Genomic DNA, 18,353 nt, shown 5'->3' on the forward strand with positions numbered 1-18,353 from the left:
AAGTGGAAAAATTGGTTTGATTCCGTTCATCGCCCTTGCGGGTTCGGTCAAACTGTTCGACAACTGATTCGTCTGTCGGGGGACACCATGGATCGGGACAACATCAAGAAATCTGGCCTCAGGACCGTTGAAGGACCTGCCCTTCCTCAACTTCCGGACGGTCTCGAGTCGGCCTTCAATCGTGGTCATACGTTGTCGATTGAAGGGACGAATGTGATTCGGGTTCCGTTCGGCACCCGTCGCTCCCGTCGTAGTCGCCCTGAGCGGCCCGATCACTGGGCCACCCTCGTCATTCCCCTTCAACCGGTGGGCGATCCCACCCCACCACCGGCAGCGGCCTGAATTCAGGCCACTCCGATTTCTGATGCTTCCTGCGAAAGACGCCAGTCCACAAGGGCTTTGACGTCGGCCAATGAGCAGGTCGGTGTTCGGAACGGCAGAAGCCGCATGGGGCTGCGTTCAGGTCGCACCAACCAGCTTCGATTGGTTTGAGGCATCAGAAGGAAGCCGCGGTAACGCACCGCGGTCTCATGACCGTTCATGAATCCCATCGCTCAAGGGATTGTTTGAAAGTGACTCCGTCATTTCAGGGCGCAAGATCTGGTGTTACGCGCTTGCACCGAATCTCTTCCGGATTGCTGCGTTTCAAGTGGTCAAACGGAGATCAGCTTGCGAGATTGCAACGGTCTGTCAGTCGTGCCCCCACAGGTGGTGGTGCATGCCGAAACCCTTTCCAGCAGCGATGGTGTCGTCGTTGATCACCCGCAAGGTGCCGAAGCCCATCCAGTTCGGATCCTGATGGCGGCCGAGCGAAAAGCTGTGCCACGACTTAAGCCAGTCCAGTTGGGTGAGAAAGCGCTCGGAAGCCGGGCGCATCCGCATTGATGAAGTGTTGACAACAGCGGTCAGGTTGATCGCGTGGAAAGGGGGTATTTGGGTTGAGGGGTTCGCTTCAGAGCTCGAGGGGAGTCATCTGCAGCAGCCGTTGCACCAGGTCGGTGATGGACTCGTCTTGGGGTGGCTTGGCGTAGTTGCTAAGCAGCTGTCGCCCGACAACCTGGGCTCCAAGGTGCGTCAGCTGGATGCGCAAGGAAAGGAGCAGTTCCATGCCGCCACCACCGGAAAAGGTGGCCATGGCAATTGGTCGCCCGTTGAAGAGGGATCGGAAGTCATCTCCTGTCACCGAGAGCCAGGCAATGGCATTGGTGAGCGATGGCGGAATGGAGCCGTTGTATTCCGGTGCGCAGATCACCCAGCGCGGAGTTTGCTGGAGCTTGTTGTGCAGGGTCACAAGATCAGGGCCAGCACCCGCTTCCTTGACTCTCGGTGTGAACAGGGGCACGTCGAGCTGCGTGAGGTCGATCAGTTCGGCGGTGGCGTTCTGAGCTGCTGCGGCCTTCACGAACCGTTCAGCAAGCTTGAGGTTCTCGCCATTGCTTGCTGTCAGAACGATGAGATCGGAGGGCATGGAGAATTCTGAACTTGATTGAATCGTGCAAGTTCTCGCTTGTTCTCACAACAAGGTCCGCCGCGCTTGGACGATGCGCTGACGGACCTGGGAGTAAGGGTCAGGCGGCCTTCAACTCGGCTTCCCGGTAGGGGACGAAGCTGGCTTTGCGGGCACCGCAGATCGGACACTCCCAGTCGTCCGGAATCGCTTCAAAGGGTGTGCCTGCGGCGATGCCGGAATCCGGATCTCCCTCGGCGGGGTCGTAAATCATCGAGCACACCTTGCAGATCCATTTGCCTGGAAGGGGTTGATCGGCTTGGCCTGCCGTTCCTTTTCCTTGCAGTGCTTCCAGGGCGACGCCATAGGTTTCGGCGTGATGTTGTTCGATCGGTGTTAGCAGGCCGAAGTTCTTAGCGGCTGTCCGGAAGGTGCCGGCATGCTCCTTGGATTCGCTGCTTTGCTCGGCAAATTCCGCCTCGGCTCCGCTGTCCCGGTCCTGACGGGCCTGGGCGGCGAACTCCGGATACATCGTTGTGTACTCGTAGGTTTCGCCTTCAATCGCCAGTTCCAGGCAGCGGGTCAGCATCGCTTGCTTCTCGTTGTCGCTGAGCTGGTCGGGGTTGCCCACCACTAATTCGGGATGCAGTAGGCGGAAGTGCGCAAAGGCATGCTCTGTTTCTTGGGCCGCGGTTTCACGAAACAACTTGGCCAGGTCTTTGTGACCCAGTTGTTTGGCCACATCCGCAAAGAACAGGTACTTGCGGTTGGCCATGCTCTCGCCGCCGAATGCGGCTTCGAGATTGGTGTGGGTGGATGGCTTGGAGAGGTCCATCGAGGAGAAGCGATCGTTCCAACAGACTACTCCTAACTCATACCCGCTATGAGTTAGGCGATGGTTCGGGTTGCCGGCTCAGTAGTTGGCGCCGCTCCGGCGTTGGTGCACCGCAGTGCTGCCCTTCGCATCCAGTACCCCACCGTGATCCACTTCGGCGTAGATCAGCCAGTGGTCGCCGCATTCCATCCGCTGGCTTACTTTCCCGTCTAGCCATGCCAGGGCATCCGGTAGCAACGGCTGATCGGCGGGGCTTGTGTCGAGCTCAAGGCCTGCAAAGCGATCAGCACCGGGCTCGAACGGCTGCAGGAATTGCTTCATCGCTGCTGTTTCGCGACCTTCTGCCAAAACGTTCAAGGCGAAGCGATCGCCCTTGTGCAGTAAGGCTTCCACGGCGCGGTCTTTGGCGACTGCCACCGTGATGCCGGGAGGACTGAAGCTCGCCTGACTCACCCAGCTGGCCACCATGGCGCCGCTTAGATCAGCTTTACGTGTGGTGAGCACGCAGAGGGAGCCGATCACGCGGCCCAGGGCTAGTACCGCTGGATCGCTGCGGCTTTCACTCAACCCTCCTGCACTGCGCCGCTGCGCTCGCTTCTGGCTCTGCAGCAGTTGACGGGCGAAACGGGTGCCCGTCTCTTCCAGCTCTTTCACCCGTGCGGCATCTGGACTGAACTTCACCCGGATCGGCTCGAAGCCAAAGCTGAAGCCGCCGTCCCGCAGCTTGGTTTCCAGCAGATCCACCGCCTCGCCGCTCCAGCCGAAGCTGCCGAATACCCCCACGGGCTTGTTGCGATCTCCTTCCGCCAACAGGGTGCCCAAGGCCGAAACAATCGGCGTGGGGGCATGACCCCCCAGGGTCGGTGAGCCGATCAACACGGCATCGGCCTGCTGGATGGTGCTCACCAGTTCATCGGCCGGGGTGAATTCGCAGTTCAAGCTGCTCACCCGGATGCCGGTGCGGCTGACCCCGCGGGCCAGGGCGTCGGCAATGGCCGCGGTGTTGCCGTAGGCGCTGGCGAACAGCAGGGCCACCGTCAGGCTGGCGTTCTGCTGGCCTTCTCCCCAGCGGCGGTAGTCACTGAGCAGGCTGCGCCAACTGGCTTCGATTGCGGGGCCATGGCCCGGAGCGATGGTGCGGATATCCAGCTCTTCGAGCCGTTCCACCAGGGCATCAACCTGACTGGCCATGGGAGCCATCAGGCAGTCATAGAAGTGACGGCGCTCTTCTTCTGTGCTGCTGCGGTTGCTTTCGGCCCAGCTGTCCGTGCAGAGGTGGGCACTGAAGAATTTGTCGCTCATCAGCAAGCCGAGGCTTTCCTCAAACGCCAGCAACCCGCCAGGCCAACGGGGGGTTGGGGCGGGCAGCAGCATCAGGCTGCGCTGATGGCTGAGGGGAAGCGTTTGCTCCTGGCGGATGATCCGCAGGGGCGGCAGGTCGGGCAAAGGTGGTTGTTCGCTTGTTTCTCCGGGCGGGGCCGGTTTGCGTTGGCTCCACAGTTCCTTGATCAACTTGGCGCCCGGGTTGGAGACGATCAGTTCCAGCCCGGCATAGGCCTCCGCTAAACCCCGCAGCAAGGCAACGCGATTGGGATTGACGTGACCCACGACCACCAGCAGCGGCGCATCGTTGCTGGGTAGGGCGTCGGCAAGCACCGGAAGAAAGGCGCCGCTGTAGGCCACACCTGGAGGGTGAACCAACACGGCAGGGGCACCATCACCGGCTTCAAACAACACACTGTTGGCGGTGCTTCCCCGCTCCAGGGCGTACTCCAGTTCAAAGCGGTTTCGTTGAGGGCTCAGACCGCGGAGACCAACGACCCCATCGTCGATCGGCAGTTGGATCGTGCGACGCGTGGTTGCGGTGCTGGTCACGCTCATCTTCGAAGCCAGTTGAATGTAGGCGTGTTGTTAGTGAGAGCAGCAGACCTGTGGCGCAGAGCGTTGTTGTTCTCTCCTCCCAGCTGATCACCACCCTTTCGGCTCTGGCCTATCTGCGCTGGCGAGGAATACGAGGAACCCGGCTGCACGTTGTCTCGCCTTATCGCGACGAGTTCAGCCATTCGACCAAAGCCTTCCAGCCGCTGTTGCGGGATCTCGCTTCCCAGGATGGACATCAGTGCCAGTTCATCCAGATCCCCCCTGATCAGACTCGAGTGCTTCAGCTCAGTGCTGGGGACAGCCTGCTGATTCGGTCTGAGCCCCTGAAGTGCAGCCTGCTGCTGCTGCCACGGTTGGATGATCGTGAAGGGCAGCGGATGCTGCTTTCGTACCAGGCTTCAGAAGTGGTGGAGCTGGGGGAATCGATTGGGGTCGAGACGCGCTTGTATTCAGATCAAGCACAGCGCAAACGCAGCAAGGTGCTGGAGGTCGTGAATTGTTCTGAAGTCTTTGCTTCGGTTCGTCAGGATCCGCTGCTGCCTTTCGACCGTCCTGTTGAGCTGTTGCGGCTCCAGGCCATGCTCGACATTTGCGCGAATTTCCGTTCTGCATTGCTTGACGATGAAGCGATCAGCCGAAAGCATCAACCGGGCGTGATGCTCTGCCTGCCTTACCTGAGAGTGCCCAAATGGCATGTTCGCTGGCGGCTCTTTGGCAGATCGTTTGGTTGGCGCCGGACGCCAGGAATCGCGAACAGTGCGTACTTCATTCGCGCCATCCGTTCCGCCTTGCGACATGTGCGCGCAGATGCACCGTTGTGGGCGCAAGCCCATCCCAAAAATGAAGCTCACTATTCCTTGGTTCAGCAGCTGTTGAATCCGCTGCATCAAGGAAGATCGTTGGAGCTGTTCTCATCAGATGCCCCCCTCGAGGTGCGGCTGTCGAGCGGATGGTCGCGTGAAGGGAGTGGACCCTTGAATGTGTTGGGTTTCGGCACCAACCTCTTGGCTGCAGCCATCTTTCTGGCCCCTCATCACCGAGGCATTGCCCTCTGTCAGCCGGCTGATGAGGGCTGGTGGCGCGACTGCTCAGATCAGTGGATCCATCGTCGTGAATGGCGGAGGAGCCAACACGTTGATGCCTTGCTCACGAATCTTCTTGACGCTCTGGATCAGCTGCAAGCTCAGTAGTGGTTGCCCACCTTGCGGTGATGCACCGCGGTGCTGGCATCGGCATCGGCCACGTTGCCTTGCTCCACGACGGCATAGATGATCCAGTGATCGGGGCCTTCCATTCGCTGCTCCACCCGGCAGCCAAGAAAAGCCAGTGCATCGGCCAGCACCGGGCCTCCATCGGCTGTCCCTTCCAGCACATTCACCCCGGCGAAACGATCGGCACCGGGGGGGAAGCGTTTGAGGAAATGCCGCATCAGCTCCTGGTGGTTGTCCTGCCGGAGAACATTCAGCACGAACCTGTCGCCGACCTGCATGAGTGCTTCGATTGCACGATCTTTGGCGACAGCAATCGTGAGCCCCGGTGGTGTGAAGCTGGCTTGGCTCACCCAGCTGGCCACCATGGCGCTGCGGCGCTGCGATTCGCCGTCCCCCTGGCTTGCGGTGACCACATAGAGGCCACCACTGATGCGACCAAGAGCCTTGTCGAGGTCGCCATCGAGGCTTTTCATCGCCGCGATTGTCTTCTCCTTGGTGAGCAGCTGACCAAGGTCGGTGCCGGACTCTTCACAACGTTGATAGTCGCTGCCCTGGGGCAGTTGTTTGATCCTTAATGGGCTGAATGCTGGTTTCTGCCCCTGGCTGCGCAGTTGATCGGCGACGGCGTCGATCGGTTCATCGTTGCCGCCGAAGGCGTCGTAGACCCCCACCAGTTGCTTGGGATGCAGGGCCGCCAGCAGGGTGCCGATCGAGGCCTGGAGATCAGGTTCCGGTTCCGATGGCCAGGTCGGCACCACAACAGCCTTGGCATCGCCAATGAGTGCGGTGAGTTCCTGGGGATCGGTGGCCCGCAAGTCCACCAGTTGCACCTGGGCATCCGCCTTGCCGATGCCGTGGGCAATGGCTTGGCTGATCCGATCGGAGAAGCCGTACTGGCTCAGATAACAGACGGCTGCATAACTTTCTCCCTTGCTGCGTTGACCACTCCAGTCGCGGTAGTCACTGACCCAGTGGCTGAGGTGATGGCGTAGCAGGGGGCCATGACCCACGGCGATCGTGTTGATCTCCGGCAGGCCATCCATGCGCTTGAGGGCCTGCAGAACGCTGCGGGCATTGGGACCCATCAAGCAGTCGTAGTAGAAGCGGAAATCGGGAGCGATGGCGCCAGGGTCGGCGTCGAAGACATCGTCGGAGCAGTAATGCAGGCCGAAGGCGTCGCAGGTGTAGAGGATGCCTGTGCCGTGATCGAAGGAAAAGATCGTGTCTGGCCAGTGCAGGTTCGGAGCGCTCAGGAATTCGAAGCGGTGCTGAATGCCGCTGGCTGGGTTCGTGCCGAGATCCAGTTCTTCCCCGGATTTCACGGCACGGGATTTGAAGGGTCGGTGCACCTGGTCCTGCAGGAACTGCAGCGCCACCTTCGATCCGACGATTTCAATGTTTGGGTTGAGGTCGATCAGATCCCCAATCAGTCCGGAATGGTCCGGCTCCGTGTGGCTCACGATCAACACATCAATCTCGATTGGATCGATCTGCTCCTTGAGCAGGGGAATCCAGGTATCGCGGAACTTGGCGTGGCTGGTGTCGATCAGGGCGGTGCGTTCGCCCCGCACCAGGAAGGCGTTGTAGGTGGTGCCGTTGCGCAGGCCGAATTCGATGTCGAAGCGGCTGCGATCCCAGTCCAGGGAACGAATCGTGCTGGTGTCGGCTGCAATGGCCTCGCACTGCAGCGACAGCTTCGGAGCAGCGGGAGCAACGACCATGAAACCGACCGTGACGGATGTCGACTTTACGGAGATTCAGCGGGGGAAGGCGGCGGAGACTGGTAGCAACCGCAACCTTGTGATGGCGTCATCGACGCTTCGACGCAGCATTGGTCCCGGGATTCTGTTGGCCGGTGCCTGCATTGGTGGATCCCACTTGATGTCTTCCACCACGGCGGGGGCCCGTTTCGGCTTTGCGCTGGTGGGACTGATCCTGCTCACCAATCTGATCAAATACCCGTTCCTGCGGGTGGGCACCCGCTTTACGGCGGCCACCGGACTGTCGTTGCTGGAAGGCTTCCAACAACGCAATCCGCTCTACCTCCCGCTGTATTTGGTGGTGAGCCTGGTGACAGGCACCTTCACCATCGCTGCAGTGAGTTTTGTTGCGGGGCTGCTGCTCACCAACATCCCCCTGCTGGCGGGATTGGACCCCTATGGACTGTCGATCGCCGTGTTGGCGGTGAGTGGCCTGGTGCTGCTGTTGGGGCACTACCGCGCTTTGGACCGTCTCTCCAAGCTGCTGGTGGTGCTGCTCACCTTGCTCACAGGGATCGCGGCCGCATCACTGTTGATTCGCGGCCCCGTCGGTGATGTGGCAGCGAGTTGGGTCAGCACGGATCCCAGTCCCTGGACCCTTGCCAACCTGGCCTTTTTGATTCCCCTGATGGGCTGGATGCCCGGTCCGGTGGAGATGTGCGTGTGGCCATCCTTGTGGATGTTCTCCCGTGCCCGGGATACCGACCACACCGCAACGCCGAAGGAAGCGGAATTTGATTTCAACCTCGGCTATGGCGTCACGGTGGTGACGGCGATGTTCTTCGTGATCCTTGGCGCCTTCACGATGTACGGCAGCGGTGATGGAATGCTCGCTGGCAGTGGTGTGTCCTTCGCTCAGAAGCTGATCAAGCTCTATACGGCCGCCATGGGCGGTTGGGCGGCTTGGGTGATCATTCCGGCGGCCTTTTTCGCCATGTTCAGCACCACCCTCACCTGTCTTGATGCCTACCCCCGCAGCATTGCGGCGATTCAGGGCTTGCTGCGCCATCACGACAGTGGTGACTCGGCACCGGGGCCCATGCAACGTCGCTTCGATATCTGGGTCATCGTGCATTTTCTGGCGGCTGTGCTGGCGTTGGTGGTGGCCAAGACCGGCGGTATTGGGGTGAAGGATTTCGTGTTCGGGGCGATGACCGGCAGTTTCCTCACGGCGCCCCTGTTCGCCTGGATGGCGATGGACACGATCAACAGTCCGTTGGTTCCGCTCGAGCACCGTTATGGGCGGCTCACCCAGGCGTTTTGCTGGTTTGGTTTGGTGTTTTTCAGCGGATTCAGCCTGTTGTTCATCGGCCGCTTCTTTTTCGGCCTTGGGGGCTAACCCGAATGCGGAGCCATCAAAAAACCCCTGCCATGGGCAGGGGTTGGGCTTCCGTTCTTCGGTGTGGGGATGAGCTGCTTCAGCTCGATGCTGTTTAGTGCGATGGCTGTTCAGTTCTCGATCTTCACCGAAACGCTGGTGTGTTCAACAGCTTTACCGGCGTTGATTTCAAGAATGCCGTCGCGGTAGCTCGCTTTGAGCTGGTCGCGATCAAGGCTGTGGGGGAAGCGGAAGCTGCGGCTCCAGGTGCCGCTGCGGAATTCGCTCAGCAGAGGTTCATTGTTGTCATCGCCGGTTGCGGCTGTGCGTTCTGCGTTGATCACCAGGTTGCGATCGGTGGCCTTGATGTCGATGGAGTCGCGGTCCACACCAGGCAGTTCCAGCCGCACGATGTAGCTGGATTCAGTCTCATGGATTTCGGCGTTGGGGACGCGCTCTGCGGTCGCAAGTTGCTGCTCGAGACGCTCGAACAGATCGAAGGGGGATTGGCGGAGGGTCAGCATGATGGTTGCTCTGAAGAATGAACATCTGCGGACTTGGTTGATTGCCCGCCAACACAATCTGCGCCGCTTGGATGAGAACTAGAAGCGTGAGAACCGCCCGTTTTGATTCGGTCTCTACCACCAGGTTCGGCTGGCACGACAGGGATGGTGTTGAAACCGAATCTCCCTAAAGCCACCACCAGTCGCTGAAGCAGGCCGCCTGGCCGCACACCCGCTCTTCTGCATCCCAGAGCGTCCAGATACGGGCGTTGTTGATCATGAATTGCTGCCCTTTTCGGCTGATCCGAATGCCTTGATAGTTCTGAACTGCCTCCAGACGTTTGGCCTGGCCCAGGGCGTTGCTGCGTTCTGCCCGTTCGGTTTCCGGTGCGGTGAGCCGTGAGGGCAGGCCGATCAGCTCATGCCAGCTGGTCTCCCAGAGCTGCAGCGCTGCGGCATTGGCGTAACTGAGCCTTGGATCGTTTCCGGTGCCGTGGGCCAGCACCGGAAAGCCGCAGGCGAACAGCTCCTGGCACAGCAGGCGCCTGGAGCGGCCCGGTTGGGCGGCGGCGATTAGCGGGCGACAGAAGGCCCGTTGATGGGATTGCAGCAGCACCCCGGCGAGCCCTTGTTTTTCGGAGGTGAGCCAGGCGGCTTCGCAGGCCATGGCTCCAGGCCCCTCCACGTCGCTTCAGCTGCCGGCCGCCATGGCCTGCAGCATCGCCTTCTGGGCACTGGCCTGGCCGTGGGCCTTGAGGTTGCTGAGGAAGGTGCTTCGGGCATCGGCGAAACGCGGGTCTTCCGCCAGTGGCAGCTCTCCGGCGGCATCCAGGCCGGTGTCTCCATCCATCGCCGGGGTGATCACCACCAGGTCGCCATCGAGGCTGCGGTTGTAGCGCCACCACAGGGCGGGATCCTGCACTGCTGGATGGGGCGGCAGGGGGGTGGCATCGTCAGGGATGTTGGTAATGCCCGCTTCCTTGGCCGCCTCCGCCCGCTCAGCCAGGGCCTTGCGCCGGTGTTCCGCCAGGTCCTCCAGTAGCCGAGCTCGGGTGCGGCCCCGCAGTTGGAATAACACGAAGGGGTCTTCACTGAAGCGGTCCCCCATCAGGAAATACACCGCGCTGATGTGTTTGCAGGGGTTGGCTTTATCCGGGCAGCTGCACTCGCTGCGCACCTCCTGCAGCTTGAACGGGAACAGGCGTTTGCCGCTGGCGGCGAAGGCCCGTTCGATGTCTGAGGGCATGATCCCCGCCAGGAGTTGGGCCGACCAGCGGGCTTTTTGGGTCAGGGCTTCCATGACATAGCCCCAATCTTCATCGTTCAGCACATCCAGCCAGAGCTTCACTTTGTAAGGCGCTTCATCGGTGCCTTGGACCCGGGCATGGACCCGGCGGCCTTCGAAGCGGATCGACGTCACATGGCCTTCCCGGGCATAGCCCCAGGCCCTCTCCAACCGCTTCTTGAACCGGTAACCGTTGATCAGCTCCATCCATTGCTCCACCCACCAGGGCTGTTGGCCCAGGCCGTCGTCGCCGATGGCGGTGCTGCCGTTGGTGCTGTTGTTGCTGAGGGTCATGGTCAGGTGTCCTCCAAGGAAACGAGATCACGCAATTGATCGCCACCGAGGCTGCCGAGCCAATCCTCCCCGGAGCCGATCACATCCTCCGCCAGGCGTGATTTCTCCCGGATCATGCGATCGATTTTTTCTTCCACCGAGCCGCTGGTGATGAATTTATGCACCATCACCCGATTGGTCTGGCCGATTCGGTAGGCCCGGTCGGTGGCTTGGTTTTCCACGGCCGGGTTCCACCAGCGATCGATGTGGAACACGTGGCTGGCCCGGGTGAGGTTGAGGCCCACACCACCGGCCTTGAGCGAGAGCAAGAACAGCTGCGGACCGCGGGGATCCTCCTGGAAGCGATCCACCATCGCCTGACGTTCGCTCTTGCGGGTGCCGCCGTGCAGGAAGGGCACCTCCGCCTTCCAGCGCTGTTGCATCCAGGTCTGCAACAGATGCCCCCATTCGGCGAACTGGGTGAACAGCAAAGCCCGGTCGCCCGCTTCGATCACCTCGTCAAGGATCTCCTCTAGCCGCTGCAACTTGGCGGAGCGGCCGAGGAAGCCATCGTCTACAGCCCCTTCGCTCAGGGCAAGGGCGGGATGGTTGCAGATCTGTTTTAGCCGGGTGAGCAGGGCCAGCACTTGGCCGTGGCGCTTCCCGCGCGGAGCACGTGCAATGGCATCAAGCGTGTCTTCCACGGTTTTGCTGTACAGGGATTTTTGCTCTTTGCTCAGCCCCACCCATTCGCTCAGCTCCACCTTTTCGGGAAGGTCCGAGATGATCGTTTTGTCGGTCTTGAGCCGGCGCAGGATGAATGGTCCGACCCGCCCCTTGAGGTCGCGCAGAGACGACATGTCGCCGTAACGCTCGATCGGCATCCGGTAGCGCTGGCGGAAGAAGTCCTCCTCCCCCAGCACCTTGGGGTTGAGGAAGTCCATCAACGCCCACAGTTCGCTGACGCGGTTTTCCACTGGGGTGCCGGTCAGGGCGATGCGGAAGCGGTTGCTTTTGCTTCGGCCGGGGCGGGCCAGATCACGGGCTGCTTGGCTCTGCTTGGCGCCGGGGTTCTTGATCGCCTGGGCTTCATCAATCACGACCCCCTGCCAGTCCTGGGTTTCCAGCAGTTCGCTGTCGCGTTGCAGCAGTCCGTAGCTGGTGAGTAACAAGTCCACCTCCTTCAAGGCTTTCTTCAGTTCGGCCGGTGTGGAGGGACGACGCGGGCCGTAGTGCTCGGTGACCGCCAACTCGGGGGTGAAGGCTTCCGCTTCCCTTCGCCAGTTGGTGAGCACTGAGGTGGGCGCCACCAACAGCACAGGGCGCTTCAATTCCTGCTCCGCTTTGAGGTGCTGCAGAAACGCCAGCAACTGGATTGTTTTGCCCAAGCCCATGTCATCGGCCAAGCAGGCCCCTTGGTCAAACCGATGCAGGAAGGCGAGCCAGCCCAGGCCCCGCTCCTGATAAGGCCGCAATTGGCCGCAGAATCCCTCTGGGGCCGGCAGGGGGTCGGGGGCTTTTTGCTGGTGATATTGCTCCAGCACCGACTGCAGCCGTGGGCCGGCATCGAAGCGGTGCACCGGCATCCGCATCAGCAGCTCCCCTTCCGTTCCCGTCAACCGCAGCGCGTCGTCGAGGCTCAGTTCTGCTTTGGCGCCACAGAAGCGTTCGGCGTTCTTGAGGTCGTTCGGACGCAGTTCGATCCAGGCCCCCTTGTGGCGCACCAGGGGGCTGCGCTTGCCGCTGAGACGCTCCAGTTCTCGCAGGGTGAGCGTCACCCCACCGATCATCAGATCCCACTCCCAATCCAGACACTCACCGAGGGTGAAGCCCCGCGACCGCTCCGGTAGTTCAGCCTTAATCGCCAGTCCCAGTCGGCTGGCTAGTCCACCGGAGAGGCTGGGGGGTAGTTCCACACCCACACCGGCGTCCCTCAGTTGCCGAGCTGCGGTGCGCACCAGCACGAAGGCTTCGGCCGGTGTGAGTTGCATCGTGTCTGGCGTGGCGCTTTCCAGCCCCCGTTCGATCGGTGGGAACACCGTCAGGGCCCGCCCGAGGCCCTCCAGTAGAACTTCGCCGGGCTGGTCCACCTGGATCTCACCCAGTTGGAGCATTTCGGCGCCGGAGGCCCAGGCTGCGGCGGCCGGGAGCTTCAGGCTTGGGTCGGCTTCCGCCTGCAGTCCGAAGCGCAGTTCCCAGAGATCCTCCCCATCCGGTGGGGTGTGCAGTTCCAGGCAGGTCCGGGCCGCGGCGAATCCGCCGGCGATGCCTTCCCGCCAGTGATGGCTTGCGCTGGCCAGTCGTTCGGCCTCCTCATCACCGATCTCGATCACCCCGGTCTCTGATCCCAGGGCCTCCTGCCAGAGCGTCAGCAGGGGATCAAGGCCATCACTGGAGGGCTCGAAGTCCTTGCGCAGCTGGGCGTCCACAAGGTCTTCCAGCAGGGTCGCCACCCGCAGGCGACCGCTGCGGGGCCTGCAGCTGGCGACGGGATTGGCGGCCCGCATCGCCTCTGGCCGCAACCGGGTCGTGCGGTTGCTGCGGCGCCCCAGTGGTTCGCGCCAGGGCAAGGCACAGGTGGCCACTAGGGGAAGGCTGGCTGCCAGATCCTCCAGCCGACGTCGATCTTCTTCTCGGTTAAGCAGCGGCACCCAACGGGCCCGATGGGGGTAGCCCTCCCCTTTGCTCAGTTCCATCTGGGGCATCCAGCGGCCCCGGGCCACCAGACTCAGGGCCCAGCGCTGCAGATGGCTCCACCAGCGCAATTCATCGGCCAGGTCCGGGTTGGTCCCCGACAGCGGCAAGCGGGACAGCCACTCTGTGGCTGCTGAGGGTTCCACGGCAAGCCCCTGCACCTGCCAAGGCCACCATTCCGTTTGTTTGGGGATCGGTTCGCCGGCTTGCATCGGCAGTCCGGTCCAGCCCGGTGGCTCTGGCGCTGGATCCGCTGCTTTGCTTCGGCTTTTGCGCGGCTTGACCGTGCGGCTTGGCAGGGTGAGACAAGCCGTGGCATCGATGCTGCCGCCGGGCAGAAGGTCGCGTTCGCTGAGCCAGGCCTTGAGGTCGTCGTGGCTGAGGGTGAAGGGATGCAGCGCCGGGGTGAGGCCTGGCCCTTCCGGTGTGGCCACCCGCCAGGTGTCAGCCCAAACGAGCAGTGCCGGTTGGCCGGAACTGCTTGAGGTACGGATGGCGGGAAGCCAGGTGGCGTGCAGCAGGCTCATGGCCGCGACGCGGGCAGGAAGCGGAGGATGCCTTGGAGCAGGAGAGCACTGCCGATCAACGGCAGCCAGGCCAGAAAAAGCTCCAGTACTAATGATGCCAGGCCATCGACCTGCCAGTTGTCAAGGGGTAGCGGCATGCCGAGGCTGCGCAGCCCGCAGACCGCCCCCACCAGACCCGCTTGAAGATGCCCGTCATCGGGGTCCACCCGCTGCAGATGGAAGGCCAGTAGTCCGTAGAACAGACCGCAACCGCCAGAACGCACGGCTGCTTCCAAGCCCCAGGGCAGGCTGATCAGCCCTGCGCTGATGCCGGCAATTAGAGCCCAGCCGATCGACTGCAGTCTCAATCGCTGGCGAATCTCAGGATCACTGGGAGGAACGGCCACGGGCGCCGGCGGTTCAAAGGCGATCATGACGGCAGGATCCCCCCTTCCTGTCATGGTCGCCGCCGCATCGTCGTCTTCTGCAGCGTCTGCACCGCGCAGCGGTGAGGAGATCCGTGAGGCTTTCCTGAATTTCTACGCCGAGCGCGGCCACAAGCGGATGGCCAGCGCTTCGTTGATTCCCGACGATCCAACGGTGTTGCTCACCATTGCGGGAATGCTGCCCTTTAAGCCGGTCTTTCTCGGCCAGCAGGAGAGACCGGCTCCCCGGGCTACCAGTTCTCAGAAGTGCATTCGCACCAATGACATCGAGAACGTGGGGCGCACCGCACGGCATCACACCTTTTTCGAGATGCTCGGCAACTTCTCCTTTGGGGATTACTTCAAGCAGCAGGCGATTGAGTGGGCCTGGGAGCTCAGCACTGTTGTCTATGGCATCGACCCCAAAAATCTGGTGGTGAGTGTCTTCCGTGAAGACGATGAAGCCGAGCAGATCTGGCGCGATGTGGTGGGGGTGAACCCCAAGCGGATCATCCGCATGGACGAGGCCGACAACTTCTGGGCTTCGGGGCCGACTGGGCCCTGTGGTCCCTGCTCGGAGATCTATTACGACTTCACGCCTGAGCTGGGTGATGAGGGCATCGATCTGGAGGACGACGACCGCTTCATCGAGTTCTACAACTTGGTGTTCATGCAGTACAACCGCGACGCTGAGGGCACGCTCACGCCGCTGGCCAATCGCAACATCGACACCGGCATGGGTCTGGAGCGGATGGCTCAGATCCTGCAGAAGGTCCCCAACAACTACGAAACCGACCTGATCTTTCCGTTGATCCAGGCGGCCGCGGAGCTGGCAGGGGTCGACTACCACCAGCTCGACGACAAGGGCAAGACGTCGTTGAAAGTGATCGGCGATCACAGCCGTGCTGTGACGCAGCTGATCTGTGATGGCGTCACCGCCAGCAACCTTGGCCGCGGCTACATCCTGCGGCGGCTGTTGCGCCGGGTGGTGCGTCATGGCCGCCTCCTGGGCATCGACAAGCCCTTCTTGGTCACCATGGGGGAAGCGGCGATTGCCTTGCTGAAGGGGGCCCACCCCAGCGTGATTGAGCGGCAGGAGGTGATTCTGGCCGAACTCCAACGGGAGGAGGCTCGTTTCCTCGAGACCTTGGAGCGCGGTGAGAAGCTGCTGGCGGAGGTGCTGGCGTCCAAGCCAACGCAGATCAGCGGTGCCCAGGCCTTTGAGCTTTACGACACCTATGGCTTCCCCCTGGAGCTCACCCAGGAAATTGCTGAGGAGCAGGGCTTAGCCGTTGATCTCGATGGCTTCGAGGCGGCGATGGAGCAGCAGCGTCAGCGGGCCAAGGCCGCTGCGGTGAGCATCGATCTCACGCTTCAGGATGCGATCGATCAGGTGGTGGCTGATCAGGCGGCGACCTGCTTCCAGGGGTATGTGGCTCTCGACCACCCCTCCTGCGTCCAGGCGCTTGTGGTGAACGGCGAACCGGCTACCACCGCGAAGGCTGGTGATGCCGTTCAGGTGGTGCTCGACACCACACCCTTCTATGGAGAAGGCGGTGGCCAGGTGGGCGATCGCGGGGTGCTGGCCGGCACGGACCTGATCGTGCGGATTGATTCCGTGAGCCGTAGCCGTGATGTGTTCGTGCATGCCGGTCGTGTGGAACGCGGTGAGCTCGCCTTGGGTGAGACCGTGACAGCTCAGGTGGATCGCGCCTGCCGGCGCCGGGCTCAGGCGAATCACACCGCCACCCACCTTCTCCAGGCTGCGCTCAAACAGGTGGTGGATCCGGGGATCGGCCAGGCCGGTTCCTTGGTGGATTTCGATCGACTGCGCTTCGACTTCCACTCCCCTAACGCGGTGACGGCGGAGCAGCTGGTGCAGATCGAAGCATTGATCAACGCTTGGATTGCCGAAGCCCACGGGCTTGACGTGCAGGAGATGGCGATTGATCAGGCCAAAGCGGCCGGCGCTGTGGCGATGTTTGGCGAGAAGTACGCCGATGTGGTGCGCGTCGTTGATGTTCCCGGTGTGTCGATGGAGCTCTGCGGCGGCACCCACGTGGCCAACACCGCAGAGATCGGTCTGTTCAAGATCGTGGCGGAAAGCGGCGTCGCTGCCGGCATTCGCCGGATTGAAGCTGTCGCTGGCCCCGCTGTGCTCGCGTATCTAAATGAGCGCGATGCGGTGGTGAAGCAGCTGGGGGATCGCTTCAAGGCGCAGCCTGCCGAGATCGTTGATCGTGTTGCGGCTCTTCAGGATGAGCTCAAGGCCACCGGTAAGGCGCTGGCGGCGTCACAGGCGGAACTGGCGGTGGCCAAGGCCGGTGCTTTGGCCGCCAAGGCCGAGGCCGTGGGCGACTTTCAGCTGCTGGTGGAACGCCTCGACGGGGTCGATGGCGCCGGTTTGCAGGGAGCGGCCCAGAGCCTGGTGGATCAGCTGGGGGATGGCGTGGCGGTGGTGATCGGTGGTCTGCCGGATCCCGCCGATCTGGGCAAGGTGATCCTGGTGGCGGCCTTCGGCAAGCAGGTGATCGGCGCCAAGCTCCAGGCCGGCAAGTTCATCGGTGGCATCGCCAAGCGCTGCGGCGGCGGCGGTGGTGGCCGCCCGAATCTGGCGCAGGCCGGTGGTCGCGATGGTGCCGCCTTGCCTGGTGCTCTTGAGGCAGCTCAAGCTGAACTGGCTGCGGCACTTGGCGCCGTATGACAACAGAGGTCGCTGCTACGAGAGCAGGCTTTGGAAGAGTTCTTTCATGCGCCCCACCACGTCTCGACTGTTGGCTGGGACCGATTGAATGGCGAGTTGGGCCAGTTGAGCTTGCCGATCGCTGATCAATTGGCCAAAGCGCTCAATCAGGCCTGGCTCTTCATCGATGAGTTCGGCGATGGCTTGTCGACTCACCTCGAGCAGGTCGACTTTGCTGATGCTTTGAATTGTTGCACTGCGAGTGGTTCCGGTAAAAACAGTCATTTCCCCAAAGATGTCTCCGCATTGCAGTTGAGCTATTTCGACATTGTTCTGAGGAATTGATGGTTTCTGGATAGAAATATTGCCATTGATTAGCATAAAGAGTGAGTCTCCGTCTTCATTTTCTTTCACGATAATTTCTCCGGGTCCGTATGAGCAGAATGAGCTAATTTCAATCATCTTTTGAATCTGATTGTCGGAAAGGATGGAAAAGAGTTGGTTGTCTCTCAGGAGTTTGTGAATGCTTTTGAGTAAGTTGTCTTTGCTGGAAGATAGTGGCTTTGGTTGCTGCTCATTTTGTGTAATTCGTACATCACGAACGCTGAATGGGAAGCTGAAGCCTTCACGTTGTAGCGCATACCAAAGCTGTTCTTGAAGGTCACCACGGAGTGCACGGCTTTGGCCGAAGTCTTTGTGCCAATTGATCCATTCGTAGTTGATGCAGCTCTCTTCGAATGAGCGGATTCGAATGATGTTGGCTGGTGATCGAAGAACCAGGGGGTGATTGTCAGAGATCTTCTGCATTATTTTCTTGGCTATATCTGGCGGCATGCTGTAATCCAGTCCAATAATCAGCTTGTTGGCATGGGCTCCATTACTTGTGAAATTTTGGATTGTGCTGGAGTTGGAATTCGTATGTGGAAAGATCAGCCTTGACCCATAAAGGCTGTTGATTTCTGTATCTCTCCAGCTGATTGATTGCACTTGGCCAATGCATCCATCAATTTCAACCCAATCGCCTTCCCGGATCACTTGTTCGAGTTGAAGGCTCAAGCCACCGATGAGGTCTTTCAGTGGATCCTGGGCGGCCAAACCAACAACAGCCGTGAGAACTGCTGAGGTTGTCACCAGGCCCACCAGGTCGATGCTGGCTTGCTCCTTCAGATTTAGAGCGATAAGGAACAAACTGCCGATAATAAAAATCAGATCGCGCAGAATTTTTGGGCTGGACGGCAAAATCCGCAGTGTTGGCAGGATTTCGAGAGCGACCCAAACCAGGCAGCGGCTCATGGCAATCGAAGCGAGGATGCCTGTGATGAGGCTGAGATCAAGCCCCGCTGAGATCGGAATGCGGAAGCTTTCGATCGTCTGTTCCGTGGTGTGCGCCAGTAGAGCAATCCAAGGAGTGCGCCAAGGGAACGGTGGCATGCTGAAGCGTTGGCAGATGCGCTTGGCGACCAATCCGGCGAACAGGCCGACAACTGTGAGTAGCCATTGCAATGCCAAGACCATGACCCACTGACCCGTCG

The 18,353-nt window shown here is 61.0% G+C and carries 15 protein-coding genes and 1 pseudogene; 4 read left to right on the forward strand and 12 right to left on the reverse strand.

From position 1 onward, the window contains the following. The first annotated feature begins 87 nt into the window (after positions 1–87). Positions 88–342, forward strand: coding sequence for a hypothetical protein (locus NCN06_RS11010; protein WP_115024581.1), 255 nt, complete (start codon positions 88–90; stop codon positions 340–342). Positions 343–344: 2 nt separating this feature from the next. On the opposite strand, the gene NCN06_RS11015 is transcribed toward NCN06_RS11010, so the two are convergent. The 5 genes and pseudogenes from NCN06_RS11015 to NCN06_RS11040 form a co-directional block, all read right to left on the reverse strand. Further along, entirely contained in the window at positions 345–551 is a 207-nt protein-coding gene (locus NCN06_RS11015) for a hypothetical protein (RefSeq protein ID WP_186570867.1), read from the reverse strand. Positions 552–708: 157 nt separating this feature from the next. Continuing rightward, positions 709–882, reverse strand: a pseudogene (locus NCN06_RS11020) (cupin domain-containing protein); the annotation flags it as partial. A 70-nt stretch (positions 883–952) separates the two neighbouring features. Next, a complete protein-coding gene (locus NCN06_RS11025) occupies positions 953–1,468 on the reverse strand; it encodes an NADPH-dependent FMN reductase (RefSeq protein WP_226397462.1) in 516 nt (171 codons plus the stop codon). A 100-nt stretch (positions 1,469–1,568) separates the two neighbouring features. Next, complete coding sequence (locus tag NCN06_RS12805) at positions 1,569–2,282, reverse strand: rubrerythrin family protein (protein WP_226397461.1); 714 nt, start codon at positions 2,280–2,282, stop codon at positions 1,569–1,571. Positions 2,283–2,360: 78 nt separating this feature from the next. Then, entirely contained in the window at positions 2,361–4,163 is a 1,803-nt protein-coding gene (locus NCN06_RS11040) for a diflavin flavoprotein (RefSeq protein ID WP_226397460.1), read from the reverse strand. A gap of 50 nt (positions 4,164–4,213) precedes the next feature. On the opposite strand from NCN06_RS11040, the gene NCN06_RS11045 reads away from it, so the two are divergent. Beyond that, a complete protein-coding gene (locus tag NCN06_RS11045; RefSeq protein ID WP_226397459.1) occupies positions 4,214–5,353 on the forward strand; it encodes a hypothetical protein in 1,140 nt (379 codons plus the stop codon). Here the strand turns inward: NCN06_RS11045 and NCN06_RS11050 are convergent. Beyond that, entirely contained in the window at positions 5,347–7,095 is a 1,749-nt protein-coding gene (locus NCN06_RS11050; protein ID WP_226397458.1) for a diflavin flavoprotein, read from the reverse strand. The two genes, NCN06_RS11045 and NCN06_RS11050, sit on opposite strands and share 7 nt — an antisense overlap. 82 nt (positions 7,096–7,177) lie before the next feature. On the opposite strand from NCN06_RS11050, the gene NCN06_RS11055 reads away from it, so the two are divergent. Continuing rightward, positions 7,178–8,473 carry an NRAMP family divalent metal transporter gene (locus NCN06_RS11055; RefSeq protein WP_226409620.1) on the forward strand — a complete coding sequence of 432 codons (1,296 nt, stop codon included), beginning with the start codon at positions 7,178–7,180 and terminating at the stop codon, positions 8,471–8,473. Between the two features lie 110 nt (positions 8,474–8,583). Here the strand turns inward: NCN06_RS11055 and NCN06_RS11060 are convergent, their stop codons facing one another. From NCN06_RS11060 to NCN06_RS11080, 5 genes are all read right to left on the reverse strand, one after another. After that, entirely contained in the window at positions 8,584–8,976 is a 393-nt protein-coding gene (locus NCN06_RS11060; protein ID WP_226397457.1) for an Hsp20/alpha crystallin family protein, read from the reverse strand. 166 nt (positions 8,977–9,142) lie between these two features. Continuing rightward, positions 9,143–9,622 carry an MEKHLA domain-containing protein gene (locus NCN06_RS11065; protein ID WP_226397568.1) on the reverse strand — a complete coding sequence of 160 codons (480 nt, stop codon included), beginning with the start codon at positions 9,620–9,622 and terminating at the stop codon, positions 9,143–9,145. Between the two features lie 24 nt (positions 9,623–9,646). Beyond that, on the reverse strand, positions 9,647–10,534 hold the full coding sequence (locus NCN06_RS11070; protein ID WP_226397456.1) for an SWIM zinc finger family protein: 888 nt from the start codon (positions 10,532–10,534) through the stop codon (positions 9,647–9,649). A gap of 2 nt (positions 10,535–10,536) precedes the next feature. Next, positions 10,537–13,734, reverse strand: a complete 3,198-nt coding sequence (locus tag NCN06_RS11075) for a DEAD/DEAH box helicase (protein ID WP_226397455.1) — start codon at positions 13,732–13,734, stop codon at positions 10,537–10,539. Continuing rightward, positions 13,731–14,147, reverse strand: a complete 417-nt coding sequence (locus NCN06_RS11080; RefSeq protein ID WP_115025006.1) for a hypothetical protein — start codon at positions 14,145–14,147, stop codon at positions 13,731–13,733. Before NCN06_RS11080 ends, NCN06_RS11075 begins: the two co-directional genes overlap by 4 nt. Positions 14,148–14,172: 25 nt before the next feature. Here NCN06_RS11080 and alaS point away from each other — a divergent pair, with 25 nt between their 5' ends. Further along, positions 14,173–16,842: an alanine--tRNA ligase gene (alaS, locus tag NCN06_RS11085; protein ID WP_226397567.1), complete on the forward strand. Its 2,670-nt coding sequence runs from the start codon at positions 14,173–14,175 to the stop codon at positions 16,840–16,842. 15 nt (positions 16,843–16,857) lie between these two features. Here alaS and NCN06_RS11090 read toward each other — a convergent pair whose 3' ends face one another. Further along, positions 16,858–18,336, reverse strand: a complete 1,479-nt coding sequence (locus NCN06_RS11090) for a mechanosensitive ion channel family protein (RefSeq protein WP_250398933.1) — start codon at positions 18,334–18,336, stop codon at positions 16,858–16,860. Positions 18,337–18,353 lie beyond the last annotated feature (17 nt).

Source organism: Synechococcus sp. MU1648 (assembly GCF_023630615.1).
In the GTDB taxonomy this organism is placed as follows: domain Bacteria; phylum Cyanobacteriota; class Cyanobacteriia; order PCC-6307; family Cyanobiaceae; genus Parasynechococcus.

Coding starts and splice junctions, on each gene's coding strand:
- NCN06_RS11010 (WP_115024581.1), top strand. CDS start 88: ATGGATCGGGACAACATCAAGAAATCTGGCCTCAGGACCGTTGAAGGA.
- NCN06_RS11015 (WP_186570867.1), bottom strand. CDS start 551: ATGGGATTCATGAACGGTCATGAGACCGCGGTGCGTTACCGCGGCTTC.
- NCN06_RS11025 (WP_226397462.1), bottom strand. CDS start 1,468: ATGCCCTCCGATCTCATCGTTCTGACAGCAAGCAATGGCGAGAACCTC.
- NCN06_RS12805 (WP_226397461.1), bottom strand. CDS start 2,282: ATGGACCTCTCCAAGCCATCCACCCACACCAATCTCGAAGCCGCATTC.
- NCN06_RS11040 (WP_226397460.1), bottom strand. CDS start 4,163: ATGAGCGTGACCAGCACCGCAACCACGCGTCGCACGATCCAACTGCCG.
- NCN06_RS11050 (WP_226397458.1), bottom strand. CDS start 7,095: ATGGTCGTTGCTCCCGCTGCTCCGAAGCTGTCGCTGCAGTGCGAGGCC.
- NCN06_RS11055 (WP_226409620.1), top strand. CDS start 7,178: ATGGCGTCATCGACGCTTCGACGCAGCATTGGTCCCGGGATTCTGTTG.
- NCN06_RS11060 (WP_226397457.1), bottom strand. CDS start 8,976: ATGCTGACCCTCCGCCAATCCCCCTTCGATCTGTTCGAGCGTCTCGAG.
- NCN06_RS11065 (WP_226397568.1), bottom strand. CDS start 9,622: ATGGCCTGCGAAGCCGCCTGGCTCACCTCCGAAAAACAAGGGCTCGCC.
- NCN06_RS11070 (WP_226397456.1), bottom strand. CDS start 10,534: ATGACCCTCAGCAACAACAGCACCAACGGCAGCACCGCCATCGGCGAC.
- NCN06_RS11075 (WP_226397455.1), bottom strand. CDS start 13,734: ATGAGCCTGCTGCACGCCACCTGGCTTCCCGCCATCCGTACCTCAAGC.
- NCN06_RS11080 (WP_115025006.1), bottom strand. CDS start 14,147: ATGATCGCCTTTGAACCGCCGGCGCCCGTGGCCGTTCCTCCCAGTGAT.
- alaS (WP_226397567.1), top strand. CDS start 14,173: ATGGTCGCCGCCGCATCGTCGTCTTCTGCAGCGTCTGCACCGCGCAGC.
- NCN06_RS11090 (WP_250398933.1), bottom strand. CDS start 18,336: ATGGTCTTGGCATTGCAATGGCTACTCACAGTTGTCGGCCTGTTCGCC.